This is a genomic window from Photobacterium sp. GJ3 (assembly GCF_018199995.1).
In the GTDB taxonomy this organism is placed as follows: Bacteria; Pseudomonadota; Gammaproteobacteria; order Enterobacterales; family Vibrionaceae; genus Photobacterium.
Genome location: NZ_CP073578.1, coordinates 564,266 through 584,036, shown reverse-complemented (window position 1 = coordinate 584,036; position 19,771 = coordinate 564,266). Strand labels below are relative to the sequence as shown.

General features: G+C 54.2%; 15 protein-coding genes. 6 read left to right on the top strand and 9 right to left on the bottom strand.

The features are described from left to right. Window positions 1–126: 126 nt before the first annotated feature. Together KDD30_RS02650 and KDD30_RS02645 are read right to left on the bottom strand one after the other, a co-directional pair. The gene (locus KDD30_RS02650) at window positions 127–2,520 is read right to left on the bottom strand and encodes a DUF3772 domain-containing protein (RefSeq protein ID WP_211647268.1); all 2,394 of its coding nucleotides are present in this window, start codon (window positions 2,518–2,520) and stop codon (window positions 127–129) included. Window positions 2,521–2,561: 41 nt separating this feature from the next. Then, window positions 2,562–2,849, bottom strand: coding sequence for a hypothetical protein (locus KDD30_RS02645; RefSeq protein WP_211647267.1), 288 nt, complete (start codon window positions 2,847–2,849; stop codon window positions 2,562–2,564). Window positions 2,850–3,175: 326 nt separating this feature from the next. Here KDD30_RS02645 and KDD30_RS02640 point away from each other — a divergent pair, with 326 nt between their 5' ends. Further along, window positions 3,176–3,817 (top strand): helix-turn-helix domain-containing protein, encoded by a 642-nt coding sequence (locus KDD30_RS02640; protein ID WP_211647266.1) that lies wholly within the window; start codon window positions 3,176–3,178, stop codon window positions 3,815–3,817. A gap of 117 nt (window positions 3,818–3,934) precedes the next feature. Continuing rightward, window positions 3,935–4,477, top strand: coding sequence for an inosine/xanthosine triphosphatase (yjjX, locus tag KDD30_RS02635; protein WP_211647265.1), 543 nt, complete (start codon window positions 3,935–3,937; stop codon window positions 4,475–4,477). A 1,207-nt stretch (window positions 4,478–5,684) separates the two neighbouring features. Here yjjX and trpR read toward each other — a convergent pair. Both trpR and sltY read right to left on the bottom strand, forming a co-directional pair. Continuing rightward, on the bottom strand, window positions 5,685–5,999 hold the full coding sequence (gene trpR / locus KDD30_RS02630; protein WP_211647264.1) for a trp operon repressor: 315 nt from the start codon (window positions 5,997–5,999) through the stop codon (window positions 5,685–5,687). 104 nt (window positions 6,000–6,103) lie between these two features. Beyond that, window positions 6,104–8,041, bottom strand: coding sequence for a murein transglycosylase (gene sltY / locus KDD30_RS02625; protein ID WP_211647263.1), 1,938 nt, complete (start codon window positions 8,039–8,041; stop codon window positions 6,104–6,106). Window positions 8,042–8,365: 324 nt separating this feature from the next. On the opposite strand from sltY, the gene ettA reads away from it, so the two are divergent. Together ettA and KDD30_RS02615 are read left to right on the top strand one after the other, a co-directional pair. Next, entirely contained in the window at window positions 8,366–10,033 is a 1,668-nt protein-coding gene (gene ettA, locus KDD30_RS02620; RefSeq protein WP_211647262.1) for an energy-dependent translational throttle protein EttA, read from the top strand. 157 nt (window positions 10,034–10,190) lie between these two features. Beyond that, window positions 10,191–10,562, top strand: coding sequence for a PilZ domain-containing protein (locus KDD30_RS02615; protein WP_211649463.1), 372 nt, complete (start codon window positions 10,191–10,193; stop codon window positions 10,560–10,562). Between the two features lie 3 nt (window positions 10,563–10,565). Here the strand turns inward: KDD30_RS02615 and radA are convergent, their stop codons facing one another. Next, complete coding sequence (gene radA / locus KDD30_RS02610) at window positions 10,566–11,957, bottom strand: DNA repair protein RadA (protein ID WP_211647261.1); 1,392 nt, start codon at window positions 11,955–11,957, stop codon at window positions 10,566–10,568. Window positions 11,958–12,144: 187 nt separating this feature from the next. Here radA and KDD30_RS02605 point away from each other — a divergent pair, with 187 nt between their 5' ends. Beyond that, window positions 12,145–14,517, top strand: a complete 2,373-nt coding sequence (locus KDD30_RS02605) for a PilZ domain-containing protein (RefSeq protein ID WP_211647260.1) — start codon at window positions 12,145–12,147, stop codon at window positions 14,515–14,517. 109 nt (window positions 14,518–14,626) lie between these two features. On the opposite strand, the gene serB is transcribed toward KDD30_RS02605, so the two are convergent. Continuing rightward, window positions 14,627–15,577 carry a phosphoserine phosphatase gene (gene serB, locus KDD30_RS02600; protein ID WP_211647259.1) on the bottom strand — a complete coding sequence of 317 codons (951 nt, stop codon included), beginning with the start codon at window positions 15,575–15,577 and terminating at the stop codon, window positions 14,627–14,629. Between the two features lie 113 nt (window positions 15,578–15,690). Here serB and KDD30_RS02595 point away from each other — a divergent pair, with 113 nt between their 5' ends. Further along, the gene (locus tag KDD30_RS02595) at window positions 15,691–16,308 is read left to right on the top strand and encodes a YtjB family periplasmic protein (protein ID WP_211647258.1); all 618 of its coding nucleotides are present in this window, start codon (window positions 15,691–15,693) and stop codon (window positions 16,306–16,308) included. Window positions 16,309–16,385: 77 nt separating this feature from the next. Here the strand turns inward: KDD30_RS02595 and deoD are convergent, their stop codons facing one another. The 3 genes from deoD to deoA all read right to left on the bottom strand — a co-directional run bounded on the left by deoD (window position 16,386) and on the right by deoA (window position 19,771). Further along, entirely contained in the window at window positions 16,386–17,111 is a 726-nt protein-coding gene (deoD, locus tag KDD30_RS02590) for a purine-nucleoside phosphorylase (RefSeq protein ID WP_211647257.1), read from the bottom strand. Between the two features lie 95 nt (window positions 17,112–17,206). Beyond that, window positions 17,207–18,427, bottom strand: coding sequence for a phosphopentomutase (locus KDD30_RS02585; RefSeq protein ID WP_211647256.1), 1,221 nt, complete (start codon window positions 18,425–18,427; stop codon window positions 17,207–17,209). A 12-nt stretch (window positions 18,428–18,439) separates the two neighbouring features. Next, entirely contained in the window at window positions 18,440–19,771 is a 1,332-nt protein-coding gene (deoA, locus tag KDD30_RS02580; RefSeq protein WP_211647255.1) for a thymidine phosphorylase, read from the bottom strand.

Genomic DNA, 19,771 nt, shown 5'->3' with positions numbered 1-19,771 from the left:
CAACTGCACCTTAGCATTACAGCTTGACTCACTGACAATGCGCCATAAAGTGAAAAGCAACATCTTCGGATACCACAAAGCCCGCCAAGGTCCTGCCCCGGCGGGATTTTTGTTTTATTCATCCTGCTATCCCTCATCTCTCGACACCCCTTTCTTCCCCCACGCTTTGACCAGCGCTTCGAGGCCTTTAATGCTAACGTCCCGTTGCGGGAATGGGATGCTGACGCCTTTGTCGGTCAGGGTCTGGTAGATTTCGAACAGGAGATCGGATTTAACGACCATGAATTCTTTGATGTCGCGGATGAAACATCGCAGTTCAAATTGCAGGGCGCTGTCGCCCAGGCTGGTGAATACGAGGCTGGGTGCGGGGTAGCTCAGGACCATGGCGTGGTTCTTGGCGGCGTCCATGAGGACTTCTTTCACGAGGTTGAGATCGCTGCCGTAGGCCACGCCAACGGATACAACCAGTCGGCCGTGGTTAGAACGCAGGGTCATGTTCTTGACGATACCGGCGATGAGATCGGAATTGGGCACCACTACATCCTGCAGATCAAACGTTTCGATCCGGGTGGATCGCACTGCGATTTTGCGGACGAATCCTGAATGGCCGGACACTTCAATCCAGTCGCCCTCTTTGATAGGCCGCTCAATCAGCAGAATAATCCCGGAAACAAAGTTCGACACAATAGTCTGCAAGCCAAAACCAATCCCGACCGAAAGCGCCCCGGCCACGACAGCCAGGCTGGACAGATTAAGCCCTGCGGCAGAGACCGCAATGATGATTGACAGTGTATAGCCGACATAGCCAAGCCCGGTCACAATCGCGGTACGCGCGCCGGGGTCGGTCTTGGTTTTCGGTAAAACAGAATTGCGCAACACATACTGAATCCAGCGGGTCAGCAGGATCCCGGCAAGCAACACCACAAAAAAGGTGATGATGACATCCAGTGATAAACGCACGTCGCCCAGCTCGATGCCGTCAGAGAGCAACCGCCAGACTTCGGCAATATCCGTGAGGCGTGCGCCCCAGATCAGAGCCAGTGCAGGTGCGAACAGGAAGAAGATGATCACAATCAGCATGATAGGCAACAGACTTTCACTGGGGCCTGCGTCTTCTTCTTTGTCATCCCGGGTGAAAATCCGGGCCATCAGATTCAAAAGCCCGTAATAGATCACCATGGCGAACGCCAGCAGCGCAATGGACATCACCATAGGAATAATGGCCTGCCGCGCCAGACTGTCGTAGCCGAGACAGACAAACACCACACTCAGCACACTGGAGGTTTTCATCAGCCAGACCAGTGCATTCAGGATCCCCCGGCTGACATGGCTGCCCTGCTCGCTCTCCTGCGCATGTGATGCGGCGCTGTGGGCCGCTTGACTTAGCAGCTGCGCCAGACGCCACATCAGCCAGCTGCCCAGCAGGATCGCCGGAAATGTAAAAATGGCTGAGCTGGCCGCCGAAAATGAGTAATCTCCTTTCAGCGCGGTGAGCAGCACAATCAGGCCGATAAACAGCCCGAGCAACTGGCAAATGCGCATCCCTTCCCTCGCCGACGGGTTATCCAGCTGAACGATCCGCTGTTCGGGCGCATTGGGCCGGAAGATCAAAAAACCCAGCCAGTGACTGAGCACGATATAAAAAGCAACGGCACCCAAAGCACGGATCGTCATCTGAGCAGAAGCCAGCGGCAGTTTCAGTACGCCGATGGCAGTCAGTAATAACATCGCCGTCAGTAACGGAAAAACCAGCCGGAGCAAAGTGGAAAACAGATTACAGGCTAAAATCGTACTTTTCCGGGTCAGACTGCGGCTGAATCTGTCTAGCTGGTTGATTGCCCAGGGTTGCACCAGCAGCATGATCAGTACCGCAAGCCCCGTCAGGGCAACGAAGGGCAGAATCGACCCCGTCATGGCCTGATTTTGTTTGGCATCTTGCCGGACGGCCCGGAATTCCTGCCTGAGCTGACTGGCGTAGCGCTTCAGTTCCCGCAGGGCATCACCCCAATGTCCGGGCCAGAGCGGTGTCGGGCTTTTGGTGAGCAGTTTATCGGCCAATTGCTGGCGGATCTGCTGATCGATTTCTCCCACCAGCAAATTTGCCCGTTCATAGGCGGCATCGGCCAGAAATATCGGGGCGCTGGCGGTGGCAAGTTCGTTCTCCAGCTCCGCCCGGCGGCTGGCGATGACTTCAGGTTCACTGTCACCGTCTTTGGGTTCCGGACCGAGAGATTTGATCTGCGCTTCAAGCCAGCGAACGTCCACCGACTTATCCTGAGACAATTGATACGCTTCGGCACGCTGATCCGCCAGCGTGGCCCGGAGCTGCTCCAGCGCAGCCGTTTCAGCAGACGCATCCTTCAGCAGTTGCCGGGCTTTTGATGCTGTCTGATCCCAGGAAAGATAGGGCTCTTTTTGATGCAAAGTCGTCAGTGCCGCTTCTTCAGCCAAAGCGCACCACGACACCAGAAGACTGACCAGCCCAATCAGCCAGACAAAAGGCCGCATCCGTTGCTGCATGCTCGAACCTACCGGAAGCAATCACTGAACATCCTCTGAGCTTATGCGATGGCGCTTGCCGGTGTCGTCATAAGGCTAAGAAAACGGCGCTGTTGATCCAATGGCAACCGAATTATTTTGCGCCCCGAATCTTTGCTTGAAGATTTCGGTCTTTCGTTACCCATTTTTGGGTTGCCATCTCTTGAATGAGTCAAGAACAGCCTCGGATTATTCTCTGACAGGATATTTTCAGGCAGAACTATAGAGATTTCACACATCGCCTCAGGGGATATGAGATCGTTTTCAAAAAATAAAGCGCTAAACAGCTTTGAAGCAAGCTCACATCCCATTTGGATTATCCCGAAAATCGTGATGTTGCATAACAGAAAATATGCACAAAACCTCACTTTTCATGCACTAAATTTATTCCGGTGGGGAGATTGATATGATATTTTTATGCGCGGGTGGCAGACTGATTTTTCCTGCTGGCTTATTTTACTGAGAAAATATTGTTCCTTTTTTTACCCAATTGAGTGCAAATGCATATTCCTTTGACGAAATCCATCGCACTTTTCAGCTTGAGTAAAACCTTTAGACAAGGATATCAGTAAAATAATTTATGACTTTTGCGAATGCCTTTCGCATTCTTTTTTTCTGCGAGCGGGAAGCCATTCATATGGAATATTTAGAGCGCATTAAACGCCTGGCGAAAATCCAAGGGATCAGCCAAAAACAACTGGGAGAAACACTGGGTCTGCAACAAGGCACCATGAGCCGTAAGCTGTCCGGTAAGTATGGTATCGAAGTCCGTGAGCTGGAAAAGATTGCCCAAACCCTGAACACCTCCATCAGCTACCTGCTGACGGGTCAGATTGATTCCGGGACTCAGGCAACCACGGCTATCAGCCAGGAAACCGGCCATAACACCACATCCACTTACATTCCGATCATTCACCGCAAAGACTATCTGTCTTACCGGGATGGTGGCAAAGTGGAAGTGTTGAGCAAGCGGGCTATCCCGCACCATCTCAGCCGCGAAGACTGTCTGGGCCTGTTGGTGGATAACGAAAACATTGCGCAATGTGCGCCACTGGGCAGCTATGCGCTGGCCACACGCAAAGCGCCGTATCGCCCGAAACAGCCTGTGTTTGCATCAGTTCGCGGCAGCGAGCCCGATTTCTATCACATGACGCAACTGGCCGACGGTGTGGTGTTTTCAACCTCTCAGCCGGATTTCCCGAACCTGTTCGTCAATCACGACGAGTTCAAAATCCACGGTTATATCATTCAGTCTGACTGGTCTTTCGACCGGATCTGATCGCCTGTCTGGTGATCCTGTCTCGCTTCCTGATCTGTGAACGCACCTTGTTGCAGATCAGGGGTGACAGCGTCCTTTCAACACGTACAATAGCGGCGTGAACTGAAGGAGCGAATCATGCACACCCCAACTTCCCCGATCCAAATTATTGTTGCCTCAACCAATCCAGCCAAAATCCGTGCTGTCGAAGCCGCATTCCGTGACGTATTCCCTGAGATAAAACTGAACATTGAAGGTCTGGCTGTCGACAGTGGTGTCCGGGCTCAACCGATGTGCGCCGACGAGACGCTGACAGGTGCCCGCAACCGGGTGACACATGCTAAGCAACTTCAGCCAGCAGCGGATTATTATGTCAGCCTGGAAGCGGGTCTGGACGGCGGGGCAACTTTCGCCTGGATGGTAATTGAGAACGGCCAGCAACGCGGCGAATCACGCTCTGCGTCACTGCCTCTGCCGCCACAGGCGCTGACTCGCCTGCATGAGGGAGAAGAATTGGGGGACGTGATGGATGATATGTTCCAACAACAGAATGTGAAGCAACAAGGCGGGGCCATCGCCATGCTGACGGATCATCGGCTCAGCCGCAGCAGTGTGTACCATCAGGCGCTGATCCTGGCACTGATCCCCTTTATCAATCCGGCCCTGTACACCACAGATTAACGCGACTTGCAGCAAACTCGATCTGTCCCTCCCCTTTTCAAGGGGGAGGTTAGGCGGGGGTTATCTGGCATCAATGCCAAGTCCGTGCGCGCTGTACGAACCCCACCCAAATCTTCACTTCACAAGTAAAGGGAATGTCTGAAATTACAACAAACTCGATCTGTCCCTCCCCCCTTTTCAAGGGGGAGGTTAGGTGGGGGTTATCTGGCACCAATGCCAAGTCCGTGCGCGCTGTACGAACCCCACCCGAACCCTCATCTCACATTCAAAGGGAATGTCTGAAATTACAACAAACTCGAACACTCCCTCCCCCTTTTCAAGGGGAGGGAACGTTTGGACTCACAACAAACTTGGACAATTCCTCCAAGGAGGAGGTTAGGCGGGGGTTATCTGACACCAATGCCAGATTCGTGCGCGCTGTACGAACCCCACCCTAACCCTCCCCTTGCCAAGGGGAGGGAACGTTTGGACTCACAACAAACTTGGATAATTCCTCCAAGGGGGAGGTTAGGCGGGGGTTATCTGGCACCAATGCCAGATTCGTGCGCGCTGTACGAACCCCACCCGAACCCTCATCTCACATTCAAAGGGAATGTCTGAAATTACAACAAACTCGATCTGTCCCTCCCCCTTTTCAAGGGGGAGGTTAGGCGGGGTTATCTGGCACCAATGCCAAGTCCGTGCGCGCTGTACGAACCCCACCCTAACCCTCCCCTTGCCAAGGGGAGGGAACGTTTGGACTCACAACAAACTTGGACAATTCCTCCAAGGAGGAGGTTAGGCGGGGGTTATCTGACACCAATGCCAGATTCGTGCGCGCTGTACGAACCCCACCCTCCCCTTGCCAAGGGGAGGGAACGTTTGGACTCACAACAAACTTGGACAATTCCTCCAAGGGGGAGGTTAGGCGGGGGTTATCTGGCACCAATGCCAAGTCCGTGCGCGCTGTACGAACCACACCCTAACCCTCCCCTCACATTCAAAGGGAATGTCTGAAATTACAACAAACTCGAGCAGTCCCTCCCCCTTTTCAAGGGGGAGGTTAGGCGGGGGTTATCTGGCACCAATGCCAAGTCCGTGCGCGCTGTACGAACCCCACCCGAATCCTCACCTCATAATCGAAGGGAATGCCTGAAATTACAGCAAGCTCGATCTGTCCCTCCCCCTTTTCAAGGGGAGGGAACATTTGAATAGGGGAAAAGGAGCGTCAGCCTTTCGACTGTTCCTGCAGAAATGCCGACAACCAGTGACGGATTTCTTCATCGTGATGTTTGAGCTCATTGGAGCCGCGGGTAATGGTGGCGACGCCAACGCCGAGCAGCTCGCTGATTTTACGCTGGCTGCGCTCGCCATTGAGCAATTCATGGAAGATATTCACGCGGGCGATCAGAGATTCGCGCTCATCCGGCGTTAATAACAGACGCAGCAACAGCTCATCTTTACCATCGGCAGAAGCCTGACGAAACAGTGTGACAATCTGCTGCCATTCGGTGAATTCCGGCGTTTCGGATTGAGATGACATGGTTTTCCTCAACTGAAACCTGTGCAATCGGTTGACTGCACAGGCTGACAAACACTCCCGAATTCTACCCTGAACCAGCCTGAATGGCGACTCTCAGCACTGAATCAGTACTTTGCGTTCAGCTCTTCCGTCGTCAGCAGTTGGACATCCTGACCCAGAAGCTTGTCGTAATATCCCTTAAACATCAGCACATTCTGAACATAACCGCGGGTCTCCCCGAAAGGAATCGTTTCCATGAACGCAAAGGCATCCAACTGACCCCCGCTGATGTCCCGCCAGCGGGTCACACGGCCCGGCCCGGCGTTATACGCAGCAAAAGCGAAGATGCGATTATTGTCATAGCGCTCCAGCATCATTTTGAGATAGCCGCTGCCCAACCGGATATTCACTTCCGGCTCGAACAGACTGCTCACCCCTGAATACTTATAACCCAGTTTTCGCGCGGTATGTTTCGCCGTCGCGGGCATCAGTTGCATCAATCCCCGTGCGCCAACCGGCGAGACAGCCTGTGGATTCAGGGCGCTTTCCTGACGTGCCAGTGCCATCATAGTCGTCGTCTGCAGTTCACGCTGCTTGCCGTATGACTGAAACGTATTTGCAAAGGCCAGCGGGAAACGCAGCGACAGATGCTCCCACATCTGACCATAAATCGTGGCCTGTACCGTCAGATGGTGCCACTGATTCTCACCGGCATAACCGGCCAATGGCCAGATGGCTTTCGGATCCAGATCTTTGAGCAAATACCACCATTCAAGATTGGCATCATAGACTTTCTCTGTCGCCAGCATTTCCTCGATCCGCTTCAGGGCCGGCAGATATGGCGACACATCTTTTTCGGCATCCGTCAGGGTTTCCACCGGGAAGTCAATAGTCTCACCCAACACGGTGGCAGCCGCTGCACTGTAGAAGTTCCGGTCGCCCAGCAACGCCTGATATTGCGGTTTGGCGGCTACCGGATTGGTTTTTGCCAGCAGGTGCGCCTGCCAGAACTTCCAGCGCAACGTCTCCTGTTCTTCCTTCGACAACGCCGGGATCCAGGCTTGTGCTTCCGTCCAGTTGCCTTCACGCAGCGCCACGCGAATCCGTCGGCTGATCAGATCATCATCTTTGCTCAGACGCAACGTGGCATCCCGCCAGCGGATCTGCTCAGGGTTATCGGAATCCATCAGCCGGGCCGCAGTATAATTTGCCAGCGCCTGTTTTTGATCTGAACTGAGTTTCTGGCCATCAGCCACCCGCTCCAGTTGCTTCCGCGCTTCGGCAGTATCCACACGCACCAGTCGCTGATACGCCAGTGTACTGAGCTGACGGTTAAATTCGGTCACTTTGCTCTTTTTGGCAAATTCAGCCACGCCTTCGGGCTGACTGAACAGGGCCAAAACCGTATCGCCCTCTGCTCGGGCCTGACCGGACAATTGTTTGTCGAGATATTTCAATAATCCCTGATTACCGGCTTCAAACACTAACAGCATGCGATCGAGGATCAGCGCATTGGTCCGCTTGCCTGCTTTTTCCCAGGCTTCCAGCATCGGATCGCAATCATCATCCAGCGATGCCCCCGTCAGCCAGAGCGATTCCGCCCCTTCCCACGCGGCTTTCGTCTGCCCGGTTTTGCTCAGCGCATAATAATACTGACACTGATAGCTTTCCCGGTATGGCGGCTCGGTCTGAAATGTCACCAGATCGCGCCAGCGGCCGGCATCAGCCAGTTCATCCAGATAGGAATATCTGAGCTTGATGGTAAATGGGAGATCCTTGTATTTGTCGAGAAATGCCCGGACTTCTTTCGGCTGGCGTTTTGCAAGGCCTTCCTGAAACTGACGGTAATCCAGATAAGGCGTCAGCGGATAGTCATCCAGCTTTTTCCGGTAAGATTGATAAGCGGACTGATTGTTTTTTTCCAGCGCTTCTTTTGCGGCCTCATACCACGCCCGTTGCTGCTCCAACGTCGCAGCCTGCGCTGCGCTTCCTCCCAGCAGCATCCACAGTCCCAGACCCAACAGCCAGCGACTCGGATGGCGCAACACTACTTCAGACTGCATATGTCCCCTTTATCAACTCATTCAATCTGTGGGCTTCAAGCCCCTGCAGGCCAATATCCTAGCCTCAGGGGGAATGACCTGCGTCAGCCTGAAGTCAGGCGGAGGTCAGAATGCACAGGCGACCCTGTTTTTCTGGCACTGTATCACTGAAGTTGCACCAAAACTGTGGCAATGATTCAGCAGACACAGTCACACCCCATTCAATCCATTTCCTCAGGTCACCCTGTATTCATCTTAACCATCATTCTGAGACATTGCTGTTAAACTTAGGCCCAGAATGGTTAAAATACCCCTTTCTCCAATAATCAGAGATGACTTACGGAAATGGCTGAATACGTCTATACCATGTCGCGGGTGAGCAAAGTTGTGCCACCGAAACGACAGATCCTGAAAGATATTTCACTGAGCTTCTTCCCGGGCGCCAAAATCGGTGTTCTGGGCCTGAACGGCTCGGGTAAATCGACCCTGCTGCGTATCATGGCCGGGATTGATACCGATATCGAAGGTGAAGCCCGTCCACAACCAGGCTTGAATGTTGGCTACCTGCCGCAGGAGCCAGTGCTGGATGAAGAAAAAACGGTCCGTGAAGTGGTCGAAGAGGCCGTTTCTGACGTGGCCAATGCCCTGACACGTCTGGACGCCGTTTACGCAGCTTACGCAGATGCGGATGCCGATTTCGATGCCCTGGCAAAAGAACAAGGCGAACTGGAAAGCCTGATTCAGGCCAAAGACGGCCACAATCTGGAAAACACTCTGGAGCGTGCGGCAGATGCCCTGCGTCTGCCGGAGTGGGATGCTCAGATCAAACACCTTTCCGGTGGTGAGCGCCGCCGGGTTGCGATTTGCCGTCTGCTGCTGGAAAAACCAGACATGCTGCTGCTCGACGAACCAACCAACCACCTGGATGCAGAATCTGTGGGCTGGCTGGAGCGCTTCCTGGTTGATTACACCGGAACCGTCGTGGCCATCACGCACGACCGTTACTTCCTGGACAACGCCGCGGGCTGGATTCTGGAACTGGACCGGGGTGAAGGCATTCCATGGCAGGGCAACTATACGTCCTGGCTGGAGCAGAAAGATGCCCGTCTGAAGCAGGAAGCCTCTCAGGAGAAAGCGCGTCAGAAAACCATCGAGAAAGAGCTGGAGTGGGTACGTCAGAACCCGAAAGGCCGTCAGGCGAAATCCAAGGCGCGTATGGCCCGCTTTGAAGAACTGAACACCGCAGATCATCAGAAGCGAAACGAGACCAACGAACTGTTTATCCCGCCGGGTGAGCGTCTGGGTGACAAAGTCATTGAAGTCAGCAACCTGACCAAATCCTTCGGTGATCGCGTTCTGATCGACGATCTGTCTTTCAGCGTTCCGAAAGGTGCGATCGTGGGCATCATCGGTGCCAACGGTGCAGGTAAATCAACCCTGTTCAAAATGCTGAGTGGCACCGAGCAACCGGATACAGGCAGCATTGAACTGGGCGACACGGTGACACTGGCCTCTGTAGAACAGTTCCGCGACAGCATGAACGACAACAACACCGTGTATCAGGAAATCTCTGAAGGCAATGATGTGATTCGCATCAACAACTTCGAGATCCAGTCCCGTGCTTACGTGTCCCGTTTCAACTTCAGAGGCAGCGATCAGCAAAAACGCATCGGTGAACTCTCGGGTGGTGAGCGGAACCGTGTCCATCTGGCCAAACTGCTGAAAGCTGGCGGCAACGTGCTGCTGCTCGATGAGCCAACCAACGACCTGGACGTAGAAACCCTGCGCGCACTGGAAGAAGCGCTGCTGGAATTCCCGGGCTGTGCCATGGTGATCTCGCACGACCGTTGGTTCCTCGACCGGATCGCGACCCATATTCTGGACTACCGTGATGAAGGTCAGGTGAACTTCTTCGAAGGGAACTACACCGAATACACCGACTGGCTGAAAAAGACGCTGGGTGCGCAGGCTGCAGAGCCACACCGCATCAAGTACAAGCGAATTGCCAAGTAAGCCATCCTAAAAGATTGAACCGAAGGCTGCCTCAGGGCAGCCTTTTTTGATCTGAGAATCAGAGTGAGAGCGCTATCAACAAAGCTTTTTCTCTATTTGGGTCAGCGGGCCGGATCGCCCTACACTCGAAGAATGGATCCCAGAGGACGCGCAGATGATGAAAGAACGACGTCAGTTTATCCGGATTGTGTATCAGGCACCGGCAACGCTGCAACAGGCAGGCGCTACATGGCACACCACACTGAAAGATATTTCCCTGCATGGCGTGTTGCTCTCCCGCCCTGAAGACTGGCCACAGCGCGAGGACAACACATTTGACGTCGATATCGTGTTACCGCAGACCGATGTTCATCTGACCATGGCCGCTGAACTGATCGAGCAGGACGAAACCACGCTGCGGATGAAAATCGCCCACATTGATATCGACAGCCTGTCGCACCTGCGCCGTTTAATTGAGCTGAATCTGGGTGATGATGCCCTGCTGCATCGCGAGCTGGCGCATCTCACCGATCTGGCTGCAGATGAATAGCGCTTAAACGGCAACCCGTTCGAACGCCGTCAGCGCTTCCTGCAGATCTTCAACGGCGATAATCTCGATGCCCGGCAACGGGCGGCTGGCGTTCGCTTTCGGAATGATCGCCCGGGTAAAGCCCTGCTTCGCCGCTTCACGGATCCGCTCAACGCCATTGGCCGAGGGCCGGATATCGCCATTCAGGCCAATCTCACCGAACACCAGCACATCCTGCGGGATCGGCGCGTTTTTGAAGCTGGAGAAAATCGCCAGCAGCACGGAAAGGTCCGCCGAGGTTTCCTCAATTCGGATCCCGCCAACGCAGTTGACGAAGATATCCATATCCGACAGCATCACGCCGCCGTGGCGGGCCAGCACCGCAATCGACATCGCCAGCCGGTTGGAATCGTAGCCCACACTCAGGCGTCGCGGCACTTCGGTCAGCGACTGGTTACACAACGCCTGAATCTCCACCAGCAAAGGCCGGGTCCCTTCCCACAGCGTGGTACACACCGAACCAGCATGGTTCTTATTCGAGCGGCTGAGGAAAATCGCAGACGGGTTCTTGACCTGTTTCATGCCGGTTTCTGTCATGGCAAAGAAGCAGGATTCAGAATCGGCTCCGAAGCGATTCTTCGAGGTTCGTAATACACGGAACTTTTCATCGGACGTTGACGACAGCGCGAACAAGCCATCGACAATGTGGATCAGCTGCATCGGACCGGCAACGTTGGAATCTTTGTTGATGTGGCCGACAATCATGAAGGTTACCCCTTCCGTCTTGGCAAACCGGGTCAGCGCAGCAGCAGATTCTTTGACCTGACTCGGACTGCCGGCCGCCGACTCATTGTGTGCCACGGTCATGGTTTGAATGGAGTCAATAATGACAAATTCAGCTTTCTGCTCCTGCACATGATGCAGGATTTGTTCGACTGAGGTTTCCGCCACCACCTGAATCCGGTCGATGTTCGGTGTACCCAGCCGCTTCGCCCGCTGGGAAATCTGATGAATGGATTCTTCACCCGACACGTACAACGCCTCACGTGAGCCCGCCACAGAACCAATACTCTGCAACAACAGCGTCGATTTACCGGCCCCAGGGTCACCACACAACAGCAGCACGGAGCCTGGGACAATCCCGCCCCCCAGCACCCGGTCCAGCTCAGAAATTCCTGAGCTGAATCGAGGCAGATCTTTGCTTTCAACTTCAGAAAGCTTCTGCACTTTGGTGGCCGCACCGGCATAGCTGTTTGCCGCACTGCCGTTGCCCGCCCCGCCCAGGGCCGATTTGGTTTTCGGAATGGTGAATTCGGTAATGGTATTCCAAGCGGCGCAGGCACTGCACTGGCCCTGCCAGCGTGGGAAGTCAGCCCCGCATTCGCTGCAGACGTAAGCTCTTTTGGTTTTTGCCATGATAACCCTTGCATAACCTAAGCCTGTGAATGGCTGCTTCGGATAAGAGAATCCAAGCACCAAAATGATGAAGAAACCGCCAGGACATGCGCCAGGCCAGACTTTCCGTCCACAAACTTATGACAATTTTCAATTTTACTGCACAATTGGAAATCATACCCGATAGAGACCTGTTGCTAAAACCACTATGTTGCTGGACGAATACAAAGGACTGATAGAACAACTGCTGCCCGCTTATGACAGCGAGGATTTCAACGATCTGTTTCAGCATCTGACCAATGATCTCAACGGCCCGACCCGGCTGCAGGTCAAAATGGAACTGAACCGTTTGATGGCACCGTGCCGGCAACCCGTTGATCTGCGCGGCAAAGTGAATGGCGAGTGCCGCCCTTATGAGCTGCACGGCATGACGCACTGGCTGGATGATGTCGCGATGAATGTCTATCGTCGCCGAATCAAAGCCTACGGCGATCAATTCCGGGTCGGCGTTTATGAATCGCTGATGACCACCCGTAACAATTTCCGGGTGATGCGACAACAGCAGCCGGAGCCCCAGCAGGCCGCAGAGCCGGAAGCGCCCCCGGTTGAAGACGCCCCTCCTTTTTCAGCCGAACTTTTACGGTTTGGCTATCATCTGAACCGCAGTGAACAACGGATCCAGATTTCGACCCCGGTGGTGCTGAGTCTGCCGTATTCACAGGAAGTGAATGGTATTTCCGCCGATATCTCACCGTCGGGTGCTCGTTTCCGGGTCTCGTCCGCCTTCCGGTATGTTGAAGGCCAGATGGTGACGGCCTATTTCCCGGAGCTGGCCAAGCAACTGAAAGACGAGCGGTTAATGCAGGGCATGAATTACCGGGTCTTAGGTGTTACGCCGCATGACAATGAAAGTTTTACCTGGCTGCGACTGGTGCTGGTGGCCCCCAATGACGCCATCAAAGATGCCATTGAAGCCAGCAGACAACAAACAGCAAACCGCTCCCGGCGTAACTATGAAGACAAAATTATCCAGACGCGAGCCCGCGGCTATGAACACTGTTTTCTGAAACATACCAGCAGTATTCCACTGTTTTTTGCCGGAACTGAACTGAAATACTGTTTACTCACCGAACACAATCGTCATGTCTGGGAACACTGGCATGACGAACGGAATCAGTCTGTCATCAACCATTTGTTGTCGGAAGAGCGGATCCGAACGCTGGGCAAAGAAGGCATGAGTCAGTGCAGTACGCTGATCTACAGCTTTACCCATCAGCATGAAGGCAAATCTTATTTTTATTCTGCCGCGCTGCCGGAAATGCGCGTTGAAGAACGTCAGCTGTTCTGGCACATCGGTGCCGCCCGCGACAGCTGGCGTGTGATTCGGCTATCACTGTATCCCATCAGTCAGGATGACCGGAACCAGTTACAGGAAATTGCCCCGGAATTGCTGGATACCCTCTCGACCCTGACGCACATCGGTGTGCTTCAGGATTTAACCAACCGTGCGGGCCAGAACGATTACCGCCTGACCGAAAAACCAGCACTGCCAAGCAAGCAGTTGCAAGTGTTCCGTCATCCGCGCAATCCGGTTGCAGCAACCCGTGCGGTGTATTTCGATCCCAAACCGCAGCGAAGTGAGTCCCGTTTTCTGTTCAAAACCCCGGTTGCGCTGGAAGTGCCCGCCACACCAGAACAGGAAGGAAGCACGCTCCTCGGTCATACCATTGATATTTCAACCCGGGGCCTGAACCTGCGGCTGGATGAGCCCCTGAGGGCGAAACGGGGAGATCAACTCAAAGTCACCTTTGATGAACTGCTGCAAATGGCGAAAGAAGCACCTTTACGGCGTATTCCTTATCAGGTTGTCCGTCTGAGTCCGGACTGCCGCAATGTGCAGCTGACCGCGGGTCGTGGCGAAGATGCCGCCCGCAGCGAGCATTTCCTGCGCCGGTTAATCAAACACAACGAAGCAAGGCTGCCGGTCAGTGAAGAAATTATGCCAGCCGGTCCGCTGCTGCTGGCCATGCACCAGATGCTGCTGACCCGCCTGAACTGTCTGCCGTATTTCTGCGAAAAGGTTGAAAATCAGGTCAAAGTCCGGGCAATCGGGGCCAACAAGCCCTTACCGACCCTGGGTAAATTACTGCAGCAATCCGGAGATGAGAAACAACTGTCACTGGCCCCGATTTTCCAGCACCGGGTGAAACAGTTGTTGAGCGAAACCATGCGTCCCATCGCAGTCACACAGCCCTATGTTCATGAGCTGTATCTGGCTATCTTGCCGCAACCCGGCCAGACGCCCAGAGTGATCAGCAAATTGTTCAGTGATTTCCAGACCGGTGAAAGCCGTCGTCAGTTTACCCGGCAGGCACGTGAGCAAGGGCATTTTCTGGCTGTCCGGATCACGGCGGTGCCGTTACTGGATCCGACCACGGCGCTGATCGCGCAGGAACTGGCCGAATTGTCCAGAGTCGCCATGCACCGGGCCCGCTCGCTGGAAATCGAATTTACCTCTCTGATGGGCTTTGGTGAGTTTTACGATATTACGGATGAAGTCTTACTGAGGCTGGGGCTGTAACACGGGACGAGAACCCGGTTGAGCGGGAAGAACATGAACCCGTTCGTATCTATCGACCCTTTGAGTCCCCGCACAAACGGGGACCCGATTGCTCAATAGCTGTGGCTGCTTACCAGCCAATCTTCTGAGGCCAGAGCGAAGCCGACAACAGGCACAAAACCCCGCCGAGATCAGCAAAACGAACGGCCGCAGGCGCTGTGGCCACCACTTTAGGTTTAGCATGGTAGGCAATGCCCAGTCCGGCAGCAGACATCATCACCAGATCATTGGCACCGTCGCCGACCGCCAACGTATTGTGAGGTGCAATATCATAGGCTTCAGCCAGTTCAAGTAAGATATCGGCCTTCGCCTGTGCATCAACGATACTGCCCAGCACCTGACCGGTCAGCTTGCCGTCCACAATTTCAAGCTGATTCGATTGCGCATGCGCCAGTTGCAACGCTTCTTTCAGATAATCAGAAAAATAGGTAAAGCCGCCGGAAGCAATGGCGGTTTTCCAGCCGTACTGATGCAACGCCGCAATCAGCTCGCGCATCTCCGGCATCAGGGGCAGTTGCTGACGCACCTGTTCCAGAATGTCGGCACTCGCCCCTGCCAGAGTCGCGACCCGCTCACGCAAGCTCTGCTCAAAGTCCAGCTCGCCCTGCATGGCACGCTCGGTGACTTCCGCCACCTGCTCACCGACGCCAGCCAGTTTGGCAATTTCGTCAATACATTCAATCTGAATGGCGGTCGAATCCATATCAAACACAGCCAGGCCGGGTTGAGATAAATCGGGCAAATCTCTGAAGGGTGCATAATCCACCCGATGTGCTTCCAGTGCCTCAATCAAAGGAGCGGTCAGCGGATTACGCAGCAGCAGGACGTCGTATTGCCCCACTTTCCAGGCGGCGATCACCGAGAACGTCTCACCGCAGTGATGTTCTATCCGATCAATCCGCTCCGGAGTCAGCGCCTGACTGTACACCACAGCCGAGACGTATTTCACGTCCAGATTGGTTGCTGCAACACTTTCCGGAAAGCGGGTATGTAGCGAAGTATGTTTTTTTATCGTCAGCACGGTCTCTCACATCCATGTCAATGCAATTTCAACTCCCCACAAAGTACCCTATTGCAATTTATCAGGGCAAGTCCCAATATTGGTTGGTTATTCTGATCAAAGAAGTCACGACTATGTTTAAGTTCAAAACTGTACGCATGCAGCGTATCTGGCAGTTTCTGGTGCTGGTCCTCAGCTTTGCTGGCCTCATCACCATGCTGGAATATGGCGCCCGCCTGAATCAGAACAACTTCAACATGCTGAGTGAGCAGACGCAGTCGCTGTCCCGCATTATTGCCCGGCAGGCCGCCAGCACAGCAACAGACGATATTCTTGAAAATCAGCAGGACAAACTTCAGGCACTGGTGAACCGTATTTCTGACGAGCCGCTGATTCTCGATGCCAGCATTTATGATGTGGAAGGCACCCCGCTGGCACAAACCGAAGATGCCATGCCACTGGATCAGGTGTCCGGCCTGACGACACCGCTGTCGACTGCCAGTATTGGCCGCCAGCAGATTGTGCAGCCGGTGCTGACGGATGACGGCCAGATCGTGGGCTATCTGCGACTGACACTGGAACACGGAAAGCTGGTTCAGCATGCCGCAGATCAAATCGACAATATGACCAATACCGTCCGCGGACTGGTTCTGGCCGCCTTGTTCATTGGCTTTATTCTGGCTTACACCTTCGGTCGCCGGAAAGATGTCTGGCATTTCCCATTTTTGCTGACCGCCAACGCGAAGGACTGAGCTGCCGACCCTGCCTCACAGCCACAAAAAAGACGACCCGCGGGTCGTCTTTACGTTCAAGGGTGAACGATTTGAATTTATGCTGCGTCTTTGTCGCCCAGCAACACAGATTCCAGTGCGATTTCCATCATTTCCAGGAACGTGGTCTGACGCTCATCTGAGGTCGTCGCTTCGCCACGCAGGATATGATCGGACACGGTACAGATTGTCAGGGCCTTGGCACCAAACTCTGCAGCCACACCATAGATACCCGCCGCTTCCATTTCAACACCCAGGATGCCGTACTTGTCCATGGTTTTGAAAAAGTCGAAATCCGGGTTGTAGAACAGATCCGCCGAGAACAGGTTCCCGACTTTCACTTTGATGCCTTTAGCTTTGGCCGCTTCAACCGCGTTCTGCACCATGCCGTAATCCGCAATCGCCGCGAAATCATGGCCACCGAAGCGGATACGGTTCACTTTTGAATCGGTGGACGCACCCATGCCAATCACCACATCACGCAGGTGCACGTCATCACGCACTGCGCCGCAGCTGCCGACCCGGATGATCTTCTTCACACCGAAATCTTTCACCAGCTCTGTGGCATAAATAGAACAGGACGGAATGCCCATACCATGGCCCATCACAGAGATTTTGCGGCCTTTGTAAGTCCCGGTATAGCCAAACATATTGCGGACGTTACACACTTCTTTCACATCTTGCAGAAATGTATCGGCAATAAATTTAGCGCGCAGGGGATCCCCCGGCATCAGGACAACATCCGCAAAATCACCCATTTCGGCATTAATATGTGGAGTAGCCATCTGTTCGCTCCTTAATCATTGTTGAGGTGCCCTGCCTGTCTCCGGACAGGGCACATTGCGCATTCAGCGTCAGACTTCACCGCCTGGTCGCGCGGTTACAGGAAAGAAGTCCCGTGATCCATGGCAGACGTACCAAAGTAGCTTGCCAGACTCTGACCGATATCGGCGAACGTTTCACGACGTCCCAGAGAGCCAGCCGGAATTTTCGGACCGCTCACCAGCACAGGAATGTGTTCGCGGGTGTGGTCTGTGCCCGGCCAGGTTGGATCGCAGCCATGGTCCGCCGTGATAATCAGCACATCGTCTTCTTTCAACTGCGCCAGCAGCTCCGGCAGACGACGGTCGAAATATTCCAGCGCTGCGGCGTAGCCGGCAACGTCACGACGATGACCATAGGCAGAATCGAAGTCGACAAAGTTGGTGAAAACAATCGTCTTATCACCCGCAGTGTCCATTTCAGCCAGCGTGGCATTAAACAGCGCTTCCAGGCCTGTGGCTTTCACTTTACGGGTGATGCCGCAGTGAGCGTAAATATCGGCAATCTTACCGACAGACACTACCTGGCCCTGCTGCTCGTCCACCAGCTTTTGCAACACGGTGGCTGCAGGTGGCTCAATCGACAGATCGCGACGGTTGCCGGTGCGCTCAAACTGGCCTTTCGCCGGACCGATAAACGGACGGGCGATCACGCGGCCAATATTGTAGTCTTCCAGTTCTTCACGCACGATCTGACACAATTCCAGCAGGTTATCCAGACCATAGGTTTCTTCATGGCAGGCAATCTGGAACACAGAGTCCGCAGAGGTGTAGAAAATCGGCTTGCCGGTTTTCATATGTTCTTCACCCAGATCATCCAGCACTTGTGTGCCGGATGCGTGGCAATTACCCAGATAACCCGGCAGCTTGGCCCGCGCCACGATGCGATCCAGCAGTTCCTGCGGGAAGCTGTTGCTGGTGTCAGTAAAGTAACCCCAGTCAAACAGAACAGGCACACCTGCGATTTCCCAGTGGCCGGACGGTGTGTCTTTGCCTGAAGAAATCTCTGCAGCATGGCCATAGGCACCGGTGATTTCAGCCAGTGGGTCCAGACCTGCAGGAAACTCACCGCAGGACTCTTCCGCCGCTTTCCCCAGCCCCAGACGGGTCAGGTTCGGCAGATTCAGCAAGCCACTGCGATTAGCGTTGTCAGCACGACCTTCCGCACAGGCTTTGGCGATATGACCCATGGTATTTGAGCCGACATCTCCAAATTTGTGCGCATCTTCGGTTGCGCCCAGACCAAACGAGTCGAGTACCAGGATAATTGCTCTTTTCATCATTGCTCCAATTTAAACATCTTCAGCACGGATACGGCGGTAAACCTCAGGGGTTGCCGCTGGTGCCTGTTCTGTCATTGTGATTGCCTGACGGACTGCCTGGGCTGCTTCCTGCCACTGTGCTTCGCTGCGTGCATGGATCACGGCCAGCGGTGTCTGACTGTCTGCGAACTGACCCAGACGAATCATATCGGTCAGACCCACAGCGTAATCAATCGTATCGGTTGCCACTTTACGACCACCGCCCATGCTCACCACAGCCATGCCCAGTGCACGGGTATCCATCGCACCAGCAAAACCGCTCTGCGTCGCAAAAACAGGCTTCACGATTTCGGCAGTCGCCAGATAGTTGTTGTAGTTTTCAATCAAGTCAGCCGGACCACCCAGTCCGTGGACCATCTTGCCAAAGCGCTCAGCAGCCGAACCGTTATCCAGCACCGCCTGCAGTTTGGTACGCGCTTCTTGGTCATCCTTAGCCAGACCTGCATTCAGCAGCATGTCGACACACAACGCCATCGTGACTTCAAACAAACGCGGATTGCGGTATTCACCGGTCAGGAACTGAACGGCTTCGCGCACTTCCACCGCATTACCAGCACTGGATGCCAGCACCTGATTCATATCCGTCAGCAGCGCTGTAGTTTTGGTGCCCGCACCGTTGGCGACAGCTACAATCGACTTCGCCAGTTCTTCCGAAGCTTCATAAGTCGGCATAAATGCGCCGGAGCCCACTTTGACGTCCATCACCAGCGACTCAAGCCCAGCAGCCAGCTTCTTCGACAGAATCGATGCGGTGATCAGTGAAATATTATCGACTGTCGCGGTAATATCGCGCGTTGCATACACGCGCTTGTCGGCTGGTGCCAGATCGCCGGTCTGGCCGATAATCGCCACACCTGCAGATTGAGTGACCTGACCAAATACGTCGTTCGACGGCATGATGTTATAACCCGGAATGGATTCCAGCTTATCCAGTGTGCCGCCGGTATGGCCCAGGCCACGACCAGAGATCATCGGAACAAAGCCGCCACATGCGGCCACCATCGGGCCGAGCATCAGCGAGGTCACATCACCCACACCACCGGTGGAGTGTTTGTCGACAATCGGGCCACCGAAGTTCATGTGGTCCCAGTTCAGCACCATGCCTGAATCGCGCATCGCACAAGTCAGTGCCACACGCTCGTCCATGGTCATGTCATTGAAGTACACTGCCATTGCAAAGGCTGCGATCTGGCCTTCAGACACCTGATCTTTGGCAATGCCTTGAATAAAAAAGTTAATTTCTTCTTGGGTCAGCGCGATGTTATCACGTTTTTTGCGGATGATTTCCTGAGGTAAGTACAT

Excerpts from the sequence above, each read along its gene's own strand:
- KDD30_RS02650 (WP_211647268.1), bottom strand. The coding sequence starts at position 2,520 with ATGCAGCAACGGATGCGGCCTTTTGTCTGGCTGATTGGGCTGGTCAGT.
- KDD30_RS02645 (WP_211647267.1), bottom strand. The coding sequence starts at position 2,849 with ATGGGATGTGAGCTTGCTTCAAAGCTGTTTAGCGCTTTATTTTTTGAA.
- KDD30_RS02640 (WP_211647266.1), top strand. The coding sequence starts at position 3,176 with ATGGAATATTTAGAGCGCATTAAACGCCTGGCGAAAATCCAAGGGATC.
- yjjX (WP_211647265.1), top strand. The coding sequence starts at position 3,935 with ATGCACACCCCAACTTCCCCGATCCAAATTATTGTTGCCTCAACCAAT.
- trpR (WP_211647264.1), bottom strand. The coding sequence starts at position 5,999 with ATGTCATCTCAATCCGAAACGCCGGAATTCACCGAATGGCAGCAGATT.
- sltY (WP_211647263.1), bottom strand. The coding sequence starts at position 8,041 with ATGCAGTCTGAAGTAGTGTTGCGCCATCCGAGTCGCTGGCTGTTGGGT.
- ettA (WP_211647262.1), top strand. The coding sequence starts at position 8,366 with ATGGCTGAATACGTCTATACCATGTCGCGGGTGAGCAAAGTTGTGCCA.
- KDD30_RS02615 (WP_211649463.1), top strand. The coding sequence starts at position 10,191 with ATGAAAGAACGACGTCAGTTTATCCGGATTGTGTATCAGGCACCGGCA.
- radA (WP_211647261.1), bottom strand. The coding sequence starts at position 11,957 with ATGGCAAAAACCAAAAGAGCTTACGTCTGCAGCGAATGCGGGGCTGAC.
- KDD30_RS02605 (WP_211647260.1), top strand. The coding sequence starts at position 12,145 with ATGTTGCTGGACGAATACAAAGGACTGATAGAACAACTGCTGCCCGCT.
- KDD30_RS02595 (WP_211647258.1), top strand. The coding sequence starts at position 15,691 with ATGTTTAAGTTCAAAACTGTACGCATGCAGCGTATCTGGCAGTTTCTG.
- deoD (WP_211647257.1), bottom strand. The coding sequence starts at position 17,111 with ATGGCTACTCCACATATTAATGCCGAAATGGGTGATTTTGCGGATGTT.
- KDD30_RS02585 (WP_211647256.1), bottom strand. The coding sequence starts at position 18,427 with ATGAAAAGAGCAATTATCCTGGTACTCGACTCGTTTGGTCTGGGCGCA.
- deoA (WP_211647255.1), bottom strand. The coding sequence starts at position 19,771 with ATGTACTTACCTCAGGAAATCATCCGCAAAAAACGTGATAACATCGCG.